This window comes from Cecembia rubra (assembly GCF_003014575.1).
Lineage (GTDB): Bacteria > Bacteroidota > Bacteroidia > Cytophagales > Cyclobacteriaceae > Cecembia_A > Cecembia_A rubra.
The window spans coordinates 107,734-119,550 of sequence record NZ_PYGF01000013.1 but is presented as its reverse complement, the minus strand read 5'-3'; the positions used below and the strand labels follow the sequence as shown (position 1 = coordinate 119,550).

13 protein-coding genes are annotated in these 11,817 nt (G+C 38.8%); 8 read left to right on the top strand and 5 right to left on the bottom strand.

The window, feature by feature from the left end:
- The first annotated feature begins 270 nt into the window (after window positions 1-270).
- From CLV48_RS18040 to CLV48_RS18020, 5 genes are read left to right on the top strand one after another with little or no spacing between them, the layout of a single operon-like run.
- On the top strand, window positions 271-1,518 hold the full coding sequence (locus CLV48_RS18040) for a dihydroorotase (protein WP_106568689.1): 1,248 nt from the start codon (window positions 271-273) through the stop codon (window positions 1,516-1,518).
- Window positions 1,515-2,021, top strand: a complete 507-nt coding sequence (locus tag CLV48_RS18035) for a DUF4199 domain-containing protein (protein WP_106568688.1) — start codon at window positions 1,515-1,517, stop codon at window positions 2,019-2,021. The genes CLV48_RS18040 and CLV48_RS18035 overlap by 4 nt, the downstream gene beginning before the upstream one ends.
- An 11-nt stretch (window positions 2,022-2,032) precedes the next feature.
- On the top strand, window positions 2,033-2,578 hold the full coding sequence (locus tag CLV48_RS18030) for a DUF4199 domain-containing protein (RefSeq protein WP_106568687.1): 546 nt from the start codon (window positions 2,033-2,035) through the stop codon (window positions 2,576-2,578).
- Window positions 2,579-2,584: 6 nt separating this feature from the next.
- A complete protein-coding gene (locus CLV48_RS18025; protein ID WP_106568686.1) occupies window positions 2,585-3,547 on the top strand; it encodes a glycosyltransferase family 2 protein in 963 nt (320 codons plus the stop codon).
- Complete coding sequence (locus CLV48_RS18020) at window positions 3,547-4,515, top strand: glycosyltransferase family 2 protein (RefSeq protein WP_106568685.1); 969 nt, start codon at window positions 3,547-3,549, stop codon at window positions 4,513-4,515. Before CLV48_RS18025 ends, CLV48_RS18020 begins: the two co-directional genes overlap by 1 nt.
- A 2-nt stretch (window positions 4,516-4,517) precedes the next feature.
- Here CLV48_RS18020 and CLV48_RS18015 read toward each other — a convergent pair whose 3' ends face one another.
- Window positions 4,518-5,279, bottom strand: a complete 762-nt coding sequence (locus CLV48_RS18015; protein ID WP_106568684.1) for a class I SAM-dependent methyltransferase — start codon at window positions 5,277-5,279, stop codon at window positions 4,518-4,520.
- Between the two features lie 210 nt (window positions 5,280-5,489).
- Between CLV48_RS18015 and CLV48_RS18010 the strand changes: the two genes are divergently transcribed.
- Together CLV48_RS18010 and CLV48_RS18000 are read left to right on the top strand one after the other, a co-directional pair.
- Window positions 5,490-6,962: a TolC family protein gene (locus tag CLV48_RS18010; RefSeq protein WP_106568683.1), complete on the top strand. Its 1,473-nt coding sequence runs from the start codon at window positions 5,490-5,492 to the stop codon at window positions 6,960-6,962.
- 355 nt (window positions 6,963-7,317) lie between these two features.
- Window positions 7,318-8,553 (top strand): peptidase associated/transthyretin-like domain-containing protein, encoded by a 1,236-nt coding sequence (locus CLV48_RS18000; protein WP_106568681.1) that lies wholly within the window; start codon window positions 7,318-7,320, stop codon window positions 8,551-8,553.
- Here CLV48_RS18000 and CLV48_RS17995 read toward each other — a convergent pair.
- From CLV48_RS17995 to fabG, 4 genes are all read right to left on the bottom strand, one after another.
- Window positions 8,544-8,714 carry a type II toxin-antitoxin system antitoxin gene (locus CLV48_RS17995; RefSeq protein ID WP_106568680.1) on the bottom strand — a complete coding sequence of 57 codons (171 nt, stop codon included), beginning with the start codon at window positions 8,712-8,714 and terminating at the stop codon, window positions 8,544-8,546. The two genes, CLV48_RS18000 and CLV48_RS17995, sit on opposite strands and share 10 nt — an antisense overlap.
- Window positions 8,704-9,186, bottom strand: coding sequence for a hypothetical protein (locus tag CLV48_RS17990; protein ID WP_106568679.1), 483 nt, complete (start codon window positions 9,184-9,186; stop codon window positions 8,704-8,706). Before CLV48_RS17990 ends, CLV48_RS17995 begins: the two co-directional genes overlap by 11 nt.
- A 5-nt stretch (window positions 9,187-9,191) precedes the next feature.
- Window positions 9,192-10,040: an SPFH domain-containing protein gene (locus CLV48_RS17985; RefSeq protein WP_106568678.1), complete on the bottom strand. Its 849-nt coding sequence runs from the start codon at window positions 10,038-10,040 to the stop codon at window positions 9,192-9,194.
- Between the two features lie 330 nt (window positions 10,041-10,370).
- A complete protein-coding gene (gene fabG / locus CLV48_RS17980) occupies window positions 10,371-11,117 on the bottom strand; it encodes a 3-oxoacyl-[acyl-carrier-protein] reductase (protein ID WP_106568677.1) in 747 nt (248 codons plus the stop codon).
- A 219-nt stretch (window positions 11,118-11,336) separates the two neighbouring features.
- Between fabG and CLV48_RS17975 the strand changes: the two genes are divergently transcribed.
- Window positions 11,337-11,816, top strand: coding sequence for a GNAT family N-acetyltransferase (locus CLV48_RS17975; RefSeq protein ID WP_106568676.1), 480 nt, complete (start codon window positions 11,337-11,339; stop codon window positions 11,814-11,816).
- The last annotated feature ends 1 nt before the right edge of the window (window position 11,817 follow it).

Sequence of the window (11,817 nt, the reverse complement as noted above, 5' to 3'; positions counted from 1 at the left end):
TCCTGTATTTTGTTTCAGATCAAGGCGAAAGGTGAGGATAATTGAACGGTGGAAGTTTGGCAATTTCGGAAGTAGGAAGGCGGATTGAAGGATAGATCAACCTTGTCTGCCTTTTGTTCCCTTTGTTGTGCAAAAAATCCGTTCTCTTGATTTTTTCCCAAACCCATCCAAGGTGAATTCAATCGTAGGTGGTTCCCGCTTTCCAAAAGTTCCTAACATCGTTTCCTTTTTTTAGAATATTATTGCAGTTTTGCACAAACGATTCTTTACATGGCCAAACTGCTTCAATCTTTAACTTTCATCGACGGTAATACAGTCCATTCTCCTAAGGATTATATTTACACAGGTTCGGAAATTTTGCCAAAAAGTGATAATTATCCAGGGAATATCGATGAAATTATAGATTGTACGGGGCTATTCGCTTCTAGGGGTTGGGTAGATTTGAGATGTGTTTCAGGCGAGCCCGGTGAAGAGCATAAAGAATCCTTGGAGAGTTTAGGGGAGTTGCTTAAAGCCGGTGGGTTTACTAAGGCTGTCTTAATGCCCAATACCCACCCTGCTATTCAGGACAAGAATGATATTCAATTCTTACGTTCAAAGACCAAAAACTGGATCACTGATTTGGTTATCAATGCAGCTGCTACCAAAGACTGCAAGGGGGATGACTTCACGGACATTCTGGATATCCACCAAGAAGGGGTTGATATTTTTGGTGATGGATTGAATCCCATATCCAATCCGGACAGGCTGATGAAGGTACTGCAGTACCTTCAAAAATTCAATGGCACCTTATTTGACCAAAGTTATGAACCTTTGTTGGCCTTGTTTGGACAAATGCATGAAGGTGTAGTTTCCACAAGGATAGGCATGAAAGGTATTCCTAACCTTGCTGAAGAGGTAGCTGTGCAGAAGAATATTGAAATTCTAAAATATGCAGGTGGGAAAATCCATTTCCAGACCATCAGCACAAAAGGAGCGGTAGAAAGCATCAGAAAAGCCAAAAATGCAGGGCTTAAAGTTTCAGCGGATGTTTCAATATACCAGCTAATTTTCAGTGATGAAGATCTTCTAAGTTTTGATACGAATTTCAAAGTGATGCCTCCTTTCAGGGGAAAAGAGGATAGGGAGGCCTTGATCGAAGGTTTAAAAGATGGAACAATAGATGCCATAGTTTCCAACCATCAACCACAGGATTTTGATGCCAAACACATGGAATTTGATCTTGCGCATTCAGGTATGCTAGGACTTCAGACCTTTTTACCTTCATTGGTCAAACTTTCAAAAGAATTGGGTTGGCCACTTTTAATTTCAAAAATCACAGAAGGTCCTTTGAGAATATTGGGGGAGAAGAATGAGAAAATCCATCAACTTACGGTTTTTGATCCTTCAGAAACGTGGGTTTATGACAAAAAATCGAATCTGTCCCATTCAACTAACCATCCTTGGTTTGGTGAAATTCTACAAGGAAAAGTGAAATTTGTAATTAACTCGGATAGGCTTGTCAAAGTAAATTCATGAAACAACACTTCAATTACTTCAATAAAATAGGCTTACTGGCTGCGGGTTTTTCGATCCTTACTTTTTATGTTTCCACTCTTTTTACTCCGGATCCAACCCTAAGCAGCAAGGTTTTTAGCTTTGCAATTACACCTTTTTTTGTCGGGGGAGGTATTTATTTTTATCGATTCAAGCTGAATAAAAACATGCTCAGTTTTGCAGAAGGAATGACAATTGGCTTTTTTATTTATTTTATTAATGCTTTGCTTACCTTTTTGGGGATTTATCTAGGTCTTCTTTTGAGCAAAAGCTTGTTTGAAAACATCAAAAGCAATATGATGAATGTGCTTTTTGAAAAAAAGGAAGAAATCATCAATACTTTGGGTCAGGCCTCCTATGATAAGACTTATCAGGAGATGTTAGGGCTTTCCATTTTTGATGTAGCCATAACGGATTTTATCTTTAAAATTGCTTTTGGACTCTTTTTTACAATCATAATTTCAATAATTTTAAGAAAAATTTAACTATTCAAACAATGGAAGAAAAAGAAAGTGCAGTTAAAGCTGGATTAAATGCCGGCTTAATTCTCGGAATTGGTAGTGCCATTCTAATGTTCTTGGTTTATTTTATTAATCCAAATTTTCTCGTGGCAGGATCTTTTGGTTTTGGACTACTTATCCTGTTTGTTGTGGTTTCAGTAGTGTTAGGTATAAGATATAGGAAAAGTATTGGAGGCTTTATTTCATTTGGTGAAGCGTATAAATTTTCTATAATAGCGTTTTTAGTTTTGATATTGGTTAGTTTTGTAACTGGAATCTTACTATACACGGTAATTGATACAGGTCTTCCTTCCAGACTTGCAGATCAATCTATTGAAAATACCCTTGCAATCATGGAAAAATTTGGTGCTGCAGATGCTTTCAATGATGATCAGATTGACGAAATGAAAGAAAGTATTTTAGAAGGATATACTTTTTTTGGTTTGATGAAAACCAATTTAATTTCACTTATAATTTATGGTATTTTGGCACTCATTGTTGCCGCTATAGTTAAAAAGAAAGACAAATCATTAGAGTATTAAGGAAAAATGATTCAAGTTTCCTTAGTTATACCTGTCTTTGAAGAGCAGGATTCCCTGCCTGAACTGCATAACTGGATAAGCCGTGTAATGGAAGAACACGGCATATCCTATGAAATTATTTTTGTCAATGACGGAAGCAGGGACCATTCATGGCAGGTAATCCAAAAGCTTTCTTCAATCAATCCATCAGTCAGGGCAGTCAGCTTTACCAGAAACTATGGTAAGTCGGCAGCATTGGATATGGGCTTCAGCAAAGCAGTAGGTGAGGTAGTCATTACCATGGATGCAGACCTTCAGGACAGTCCTGATGAAATTCCTGATTTATACAGAATGATTACAGAGGAGGGATATGATGTGGTTTCTGGCTGGAAGAAGAAAAGGCATGATCCCATCAGCAAAACCATTCCTTCAAAATTCTTTAATTGGGTGACCCGGGTAATTTCAGGGATCAAACTGCATGATTTTAATTGTGGGTTGAAAGCCTACAAAAACAAAGTAGTTAAAAACATCCATATTTATGGAGAAATGCACCGCTATATCCCCTTGATTGCCAAATGGAATGGCTTTACCCAAATCGGTGAGAAAGTGGTAGAACATAGGGCCAGAAAATATGGGGTGACTAAATTCGGTTGGGAACGTTTTATCAATGGTTTCCTTGATTTGATATCTGTCTCCTTTGTCAACCGTTATAAGCGCAAACCCATGCATTTTTTTGGTACTTTGGGCACTTTATCCTTTCTGGCAGGTTTTATCATTACGTTTTGGTTGATCTTCGAGAAAATCAGAGGAATATCCAAAGGTCTCGTAGTAAGGAATATTACTGACCAACCCCTTTTCTTCCTGGCTTTGGTGGCATTGATTGTGGGAGCTCAGTTATTTTTGACTGGTTTTTTGGCGGAGATAATGGCTTCCAATAATATTAAGAAAGCTGATTATAATATAGAAGATGAGCTGAATTTCAAAAACTGATGCTCTTCTCAATCATCATACCTGTTTATAACCGACCTCAAGAGATCAAGGAACTTTTAGGGAGTCTTGTACAACAGACCCTGAAAGATTTTGAAGTGATCATCGTTGAAGATGGATCCACTTTTACCTGTGAAGATGCGGTAGGAGTTTATTCACATGAATTGAAAATCCACTATTATTCCATTTCAAATGTTGGTCAGGGATTTGCCAGGAATTTTGGAATGGAAAGGGCAAATGGAGACTATTTTATCCTTTTTGATTCGGACTGCATCATTCCACCCCAATACCTGGAAGTTTTAAAAGCCACCATAGAGAAAAGAAAATTGGATGCCCATGGGGGTCCGGATGCTGCAGATAAGGATTTCTCCTCCTTTCAAAAAGCGATCAATTATAGTATGACCTCTTTTCTGACTACTGGAGGCATTAGAGGAAAGACGAAAGATCCTTCAAAGTATCAGGCAAGAGGATACAACATGGGGCTTTCCAATAAAGCATTTAAGTCCACCAAGGGATTTATTGATCCGAATCGGGCAGAAGATATTGAACTTTCCATCCGGCTCAAAAAACTGGGCTTCAGATTGGAATTGGTCGAAGAAGCTTATGTGTACCACAAAAGGAGAAATACCTGGGAAAGTTTTCTCGCCCAAAGTTTTTCTTTTGGCCAAAACAGGGTTCATGTAAGCCGCTTTCATCCAGAGGCCATTAAATTGGTCCATTGGATGCCCTCCTTATTTCTAATTGGTTGGGTTTTGACGCTTTTGTTTTTTATAATGGGGATAAGTTTGTTCAGATGGGGATTGAATCTTTATGTTATTTGGATCCTATTGATCTTTTTGGATTCCAGTATCAAAGAAAAGTCCATTGCCGTAGGAGCTTTGGCTGTATGCACATCTTTTGGGCAACTGAGTGCCTATGGATTAGGCTTAATTACAGCTTTTATACGCAAGAAATTCCTGAAAAAGACTTAAGATTATCCCTTTGAGCAGAGGAAAATGACCTCATTTTCAGGAAGGGCATGCTTTTGGTTCAAGCCTTTGTCCAAGGTATTTACAAAATTGTTTTCTTCAACCTTCAATCCAGATAGACTCAATCTTACCGCATAGTCTTTTCCATATTTTCGGACATGGTCTCTTTGGCCAAATAACCTTTCCCGCTCGGCAGGATCTATAATGCTTTTGTCTTCCAAGGTTTTTTCTAAATCGTACACCGGGGATTGGATGATTCCCCAACCACCCGGTTTAAGCACCCGGTTGATTTCCCTGCAAGCCTGAATGTCATCATCCACATGTTCAAGTACATGGTTGCAAAAAACCACATCAAAGCTGTTGTCCTCAAAAGGAATCTGGTGAACATCCATTTTAACAGTAGCCAAAGGAGATTCTATGTCGCCCGTGATGTAATCCAGATTAGGTAAATGCTTCATCCGGTCAATAAAGCAAAGTTCAGGAGCAATGTGCAATACCCTCAATGGTTTAGAGAAAAATTCGGTTTCCCTTTGCAAAAACAGCCACATCAACCTATGCCTTTCCAAAGCGAGGCAATTAGGACAAAGGGCATTTTCCCTAGCTTTTCGTCCATAAGGGAGAAATTTCCTAAATGAATGCCCACACACATTACAGGTAACCGTATTTCCCTGGTAAAAAATGGCCAGTATCCTAAGAAAAAAGTGGGAAACCAGTTGGAGGTACTTTCTTGGAATATACCGAATGACAAAACTGATGATGGATTTCATGAAGGGATTATCCTAAAATGGTTTGTGAAAATCTTTCCTGAAAAGGAACCGCAATTTAACAAACCTAAATCAAATGGCCTTAAAATGCTTTGTTTTTAAAAGCCTTACACCATGTTTATTGAGATTTGGAGAAATTTTTAAGCCTAATTCTTTCGGTATATATGAAAAAATACGATATTGTAATTCTGCTTTTTACAAATTCAAAGGTTTATGAGAAAATGCTTTTATGCTTTCGGTTACTTGTTGGGCTTCTGTTTTCTTGCACCAAATGCTTTTGCTCAGGAGAAAGTCCAGTTTACATTAGATGAGATTGTAGAAAGAGCAAAGTCCCGTTCTCCTGCTGCATTGAGAGCAGAGACGAGAAAAGAAAACAGGTATTGGAGTTATCGTTTTTTCAGGTCTAATTACAATCCACAGTTGCGCTTGGGCGGGACATTGCCAGGTTTTTCTCAATCGGTCAATAATGTCGTCCAGCCAGATGGGAGTATCGGATTCAGGGAAGTAAGGCAAAACCTGATGGATTTGGAGCTAGGTATGGAGCAGGTGATTGGAGCCACAGGAGGCAATATTTCCATCAATTCATCAACCAACCGTTTTGATAATTTCTTGGCTCCCGCGGGCTTTCCTCAGACACAGTGGAGCGGTGTGCCTGTCAATGTGCGGTTCAGCCAACCCATATTTGCTTTCAATCCTCTAAAGTGGGACAAGAAGATAGAACCTCTACTTTATGAAGAAAGCAAGAGGGAGTATGTCGAGGAAATGGAGCAGATTTCCCAGACTGTGACCCAGTTGTTTTTTGATTTTCTGATTGCCCAGGTGAATTTTGAAATTGCTTCCAAAAACCTGAACAACACTCAGGAAATCCTGAAAATAGAAAATGGAAGGTACAATTTGGGTACCACTTACGAGGATAAATTGCTTCAGGTGGAATTGCAGGTCTTGCAGGCAAGACAGGATTTGGCCCAAGCTAGATTGGACCTGGAGGCGAATGCTTTAAGGTTGAAATCCTTTGTAGGGATCAATGAGACTGCAGAACTGACTTTAATTCCTCCCAAAGAACTCCCCGAATTTGAAATAGATGTAGAAAAAGCTATTGATTATGCTTTTCAGAATAGGGCTGAAGCATTGGGTTTTGACAGGCGCAAGCTGGAAGCTGAATCCGGTGTAGCACAGGCCAGAGGTCAGCGCTTCAATGTGATGTTCAATGCGAGTTACGGATTGAACAATGCTGCCCTACAGTGGCGAGACATTTATATGGATCCCAATAGACAGACATTGGTCAATATGGGTTTTTTTGTGCCCATTTTGGATTGGGGCAGGAATAGGGCCCGGATGGGAGTGGCTGAGGCCAATAAGCGCCTGGTGGAATATACCGTAGAGCAGGAAGTCATCAATTTCGAGCAGGAAGTTTTTACCAAAGTGAAGAACTTTTCGATGTTGCGGGAAAGGTTGGAGATAACCAAACTCTCTGATGAGGTTGCTGATAAAAGATATGAAATTTCATTGCGTAGGTACCAAAGCGGAAATGTTTCGATTACGGATCTGAACATCGCCCAAGAAGAAAAGGACAGGAACAGAAGGGCTTTTATCCAGTCTTTACGGGATTTCTGGATGGCATATTATGAAATAAGACAGTTGACTTTGTATGATTTCGTGAAAAATGTATTGTTATATAATCAATAGATTATCAAAAATTAATCTTTTTTTGTTTTGAATATGTTTCACTAAAACCAAATAATTTATGAAAATGATTATGTTTATGCATTAGGTATAAAAGGATTGAGTAAATATGATTTTCTATTTATTTATGATGTTTATGGTTGCTAGGACTGTACTGTCATTGCTGAGAATTTTATTTTTTCAAATTGTCAAGAATACAATGTGCTTTTAATAAGGGTTTCAGGAAATGAACAGGATGTATTTGATTTTAGAGGTAATGCCTTAGTTGATAATTCAAGGCTTTTTTGGAAATACCCTTTTAAAACCCATAGAAATCATCTGGTTTACCTTAGACTGGAAAAAATACATCTAATAGACTATGTGGAAAATAGAAATTTACTTTGTGGTTAAAATTCTTTTGTCAATTGTATTGGTCATGTTTTTCTTAAAAACAGAAAGTGACCTTAAAATAATCATCAAAGACCAACTGACTTCTGAGGTCCTTCCATTCAGTTCAGTAAGTGTTTGTGGGGAAAATTATGTTTCTGATGAAAGAGGAGAGCTTATTATCAAAAATTTTTATGGTAGGTGCACTGTAGTGGTCCAAAGATTAGGATACGAAATCTTCAGGGAAGAGGTGCTCCTTAGAGATAAGAAAACGATTGTTGTTTTGTTAAAAGAAGAACCCATTGAATTGAATCAAGTTACCGTAAGTACAAGGAAAGCTAAGCCCTTAAAGGTTACAGATATTTTAGAAAAAATGCTTCTTAACTTTAAAGTTAACCATCTTTATGGTAATGTAAACGGTAAGATGGAGGAAAAAACGAGTTTTAGTTTTGGTTTTGAACCGGTTATCCAGAGAACAGGAAAACTAACTTTTAAGATTGATAATGGAGGATTCGATTTGTTAGAATCAAAATCAAATTATGTTTTTTCAATGGAGAATAAAGGTGCATACAATAGGTTGGAGTCTCTTTTTGTAAATAATCCATCTACAATCATACAAGTTTTGCAAGAGAGAAATATTAATAGGTCTGATGCTGTTGAGAATGATGATTGTGATAATTTGTCGTCCTTAAGTTGTTATTTGGAGAGATTTTTTCCGGTTAAAAGAAATCTATTGTTTAATCCTCTATTTAACCATAACCTAAAAACTCAAGATTTAGACCATTTTGGTTTTGTGAATTCAACATTTTTAGAAACTCATAAATTTAAGCTTGAAGGAATATCTCAAATTAATGGAAGAGAATGTTATAAAATAAGGATTGTGCATTCATCTAAATCTATTCCTGTCTCAATAGCAGGTAATTTTGCAAAGGATTTTTATGTGCCTAAAGGTATGATTTTTATTGATTTATTGACTTTTGCTATTTTAAAAATGGAATATGCATATAGTTTAAATGAGCGGAATACAAACAAAGCATTCTATACGGATGAATTAAAATCTGGGGAGATTTTTTTTGAGAATATCATCAACTTTGAATGGACTGCTGGTAAATGGCTTCCTTCAAGCCAGTTTTTGCAGGAAAAGGATAGATCTGTAAAGACTTTAAATGCATCAGGCGGATTTGACAATGGGTATTTAATCAAGCATATCAAATATAGTTATGATTGATTATTTCTTTCTTTTGGTGACCTCCCCGCCTTCTTCAAGGCTTCATGGATGATCCATTCGATCTGTCCATTGGTGCTGCGGAATTCATCTGCTGCCCATTTTTCCACAGCTTGCATCATCTTCTCGTCCAATCTCAGGGCAAATGCTTTCTTAGCCGGCATGATTTCCTGTTTTTAATTCATTAAACTGCTCAATGGCTTTTTTCATTTCTTCCGGTTTTTGGGTGCCGATCAGAAATTTTTTACCCTTAAGGGTTACGATCAAGCCATGTTTGCCTCCCACATTATACGCCCACATATTCAAATTGTATCGTATACCCCAACCGCCAAATTTGAGCAGGGAATTGTATTCGATGAGCTCCAGGTTCTGGATTTGGTCTGTGCTGTATTTTCTTTGGCCAATAAAAGGGGAAAAACTAAAAGTCAAACCGCTTTCATCAATTCTTGTTTTCAATTGCATGCTTGCAAATAGCAGAATCACCAAGCCAAGGATAATAATGGGGATGACTGCCTCCCAACCATCTATAGGTTGAGAGATCATGCCATATAATGTGATCAAGGAGACCAGAATAAGAATTCCCCAAATCCAAGGCTGATTAAAGCGCTGTGTTTCTTTGAAAACGTATTTGGCCATTTTTCTTACTGATTAAGAGTCCCAACATTCAAAACCGGACTGGCAGAGCGGTCCGAACACAATACCACCATTAGGTTGCTGACCATGGCTGCTTTTTTCTCTTCTTCAAAGTCTATTATTCCTTTCAATTTTAAATCTTCCAAAGCCATTTCTACCATGCCCACGGCTCCGTCTACGATCTTTCTTCTGGCGGCTACAATGGCTGTGGCCTGCTGTCTCTGCAACATGGCAGAGGCGATCTCCGAGGCGTACGCCAAATGGGATATTCTGGCTTCGATTACTTTGATCCCTGCATGCTCCAACCTTTCGGCAATCTCTAGTTCCAGGGAGTGGTTGACTTCTTCCACGCCAGAACGTAAAGTGATCTCCGCATTTTCGGCTTCAAAATCGTCGTAAGGGTATTTGCCCGCCATTTTTCTTACGGCTGCATCTGTCTGAAGGTGGACGAAATTCTCATAGTCTTCCACGTCGAAAGTAGCTTTGAAAGTGTCTTCCACCTGCCAGACAACGATGGTCCCGACCATGACAGGGTTACCGATTTTGTCGTTCACCTTAAGCGGTTTGTTTTCAAAGTTTCTGACACGTAAAGAAATCTTCTGTTTGGTCATGAAAGGGTTGACCCAAAAGAAACCATTGTCTTTTACTGTACCCTTGTAGGCACCAAATAAGATCAGTACCATTGCTTTATTGGGCTGCAAGGTGAAGAATCCAGGCAGTATCAGAATAAATAGCACTATTAGCATTATACCTAACCAGAAAATCTGGTTGATCATCGCAAAAACAATGGCAGGAATCAGGGCTATCGCCGCCAATACCATTAAATAGCCGGATAGGGGTTTGGTTGATTTTTCCATATTGTTATGATATTAAAATGATATCATTGCAATATACTTAAATTTCATTTAAAAGGTTGTGGTTTTTGAAAAAATAAAACCCCGCCCAATTTTATTGAGCGGGGATGCTTATACATTTGAGGTTTTTGAAACTTCGAAGGTCTTTTAAACTATTAAAGCTTCGAAAATATTGAATTTTCAAAGTTTTTAGCTCTTTACTCCATTGTTTTCCTCTAACAAAAATCCTCTATGTTCCAACTACACTGTCCCGTCCTGAAATCCGACTTCCGAAATTCCACTTTATCTTATGTCTTGTTTCTGTCTAACCTCTCGCTTCTCCTCTCTAGCCTCTTAAGTGAGCATCGCTCCATCCACCTGAAGCACCTGACCGGAAATATAAGAACTCATATCTGAACCTAAGAATACGCAGGCATTGGCCACTTCTTCCGGTTGGCCCCCACGCTTCATCGGGATAGCATCTCTCCAGCCCTGAACGGTTTTCTCATCCAATACAGCAGTCATTTCAGTTTCGATAAAACCAGGAGCTACCGCATTGCAACGGATATTTCTGGAGCCCAATTCCAGGGCCACAGACTTGGTGAAGCCTATGATGCCGGATTTGGATGCAGCGTAGTTCGCCTGTCCTGCATTGCCTTTGATGCCAACTACCGAAGTTATGTTAATGATGGATCCTGCCTTGGCTTTCATCATGGTACGGGTGGCAGCTTTGACGGTATTGAAGCAGGATTTAAGGTTGATACCGATTACTTCATCCCAAGCCTCTTCAGTCATTCTCATCAAAAGGTTGTCACGGGTAATACCGGCATTGTTGATCAGGATATCCAAAGTGCCAAACTCAGCCACCACAGCATTGACCAATTCTTCAGCAGCTTTGAAGTCGGAGGCATCAGATCTATAGCCTTTGGCTTTGATGCCGAAAGCGGCCAATTCGTTTTCTAAAGCTTGTCCTTTTTCCACGCTGGAAAGGTAAGTGAATGCTACATTGGCGCCCTCTTGGGCATATCGGATTGCAATAGCTCTTCCGATTCCTTTAGATGCTCCTGTTATCAGAGCCGTTTTTCCGCTTAATAATCCCATGTTGAATTTTTGGTTGATATAAAACAAAGGTCAAAAATAAGGAATTTTTTAGAATGACTTTACTTGAGATATAGGTTTTGGCAACTTGGTTGGAGGTATATTGTATGTTTATTAGATTTCTCCTTTCAGTCGAAATGACAAGGATAACTTAATTCCAAATTTTTCGATCAGGAAAGGGAAACTTTTTTCCCACTTCTTTTTTGTGCTTATATTCATGATATGAATACTATCTCTATGCCTTTTATTGACATTATCGACTACCTACCTGAACTTCAACCCCAATTTGAGCGCATCAATAAAGCTTGGGTGCAACAATATTTTACTTTGGAGCCTTTTGATATCGCCCAGTTGGAAAATCCCCAAGAAAATATTCTAGATAAGGGTGGCCATATCATCTTTGCCAAAGAGCATGATCAAATCTTGGGTACTGTTGCCCTGATTCCTTCCCAAGAGCCCAATACCTTTGAAATGATCAAAATGGGTGTGTCCCCTGAAGGACAGGGAAGGGGTATTGGATCACTTTTGGGCAAAGTTATTTTGGAGAAAGCTAAATCCTTGGGAGCAGAGAAAGTGGTACTTTATTCCAATACCAAATTGGCGCCTGCATTGCACTTGTATAAGAAACTTGGTTTTCAGGAGGTAGACATGGGTTGTAGTCAATACGGACGTTGTAATGTCAAAATGGAAATCTCCTTATGAA

Excerpts from the sequence above, each read along its gene's own strand:
- CLV48_RS18040 (WP_106568689.1), top strand. The coding sequence starts at position 271 with ATGGCCAAACTGCTTCAATCTTTAACTTTCATCGACGGTAATACAGTC.
- CLV48_RS18035 (WP_106568688.1), top strand. The coding sequence starts at position 1,515 with ATGAAACAACACTTCAATTACTTCAATAAAATAGGCTTACTGGCTGCG.
- CLV48_RS18030 (WP_106568687.1), top strand. The coding sequence starts at position 2,033 with ATGGAAGAAAAAGAAAGTGCAGTTAAAGCTGGATTAAATGCCGGCTTA.
- CLV48_RS18025 (WP_106568686.1), top strand. The coding sequence starts at position 2,585 with ATGATTCAAGTTTCCTTAGTTATACCTGTCTTTGAAGAGCAGGATTCC.
- CLV48_RS18020 (WP_106568685.1), top strand. The coding sequence starts at position 3,547 with ATGCTCTTCTCAATCATCATACCTGTTTATAACCGACCTCAAGAGATC.
- CLV48_RS18015 (WP_106568684.1), bottom strand. The coding sequence starts at position 5,279 with ATGAAATCCATCATCAGTTTTGTCATTCGGTATATTCCAAGAAAGTAC.
- CLV48_RS18010 (WP_106568683.1), top strand. The coding sequence starts at position 5,490 with ATGAGAAAATGCTTTTATGCTTTCGGTTACTTGTTGGGCTTCTGTTTT.
- CLV48_RS18000 (WP_106568681.1), top strand. The coding sequence starts at position 7,318 with ATGTGGAAAATAGAAATTTACTTTGTGGTTAAAATTCTTTTGTCAATT.
- CLV48_RS17995 (WP_106568680.1), bottom strand. The coding sequence starts at position 8,714 with ATGCCGGCTAAGAAAGCATTTGCCCTGAGATTGGACGAGAAGATGATG.
- CLV48_RS17990 (WP_106568679.1), bottom strand. The coding sequence starts at position 9,186 with ATGGCCAAATACGTTTTCAAAGAAACACAGCGCTTTAATCAGCCTTGG.
- CLV48_RS17985 (WP_106568678.1), bottom strand. The coding sequence starts at position 10,040 with ATGGAAAAATCAACCAAACCCCTATCCGGCTATTTAATGGTATTGGCG.
- fabG (WP_106568677.1), bottom strand. The coding sequence starts at position 11,117 with ATGGGATTATTAAGCGGAAAAACGGCTCTGATAACAGGAGCATCTAAA.
- CLV48_RS17975 (WP_106568676.1), top strand. The coding sequence starts at position 11,337 with ATGAATACTATCTCTATGCCTTTTATTGACATTATCGACTACCTACCT.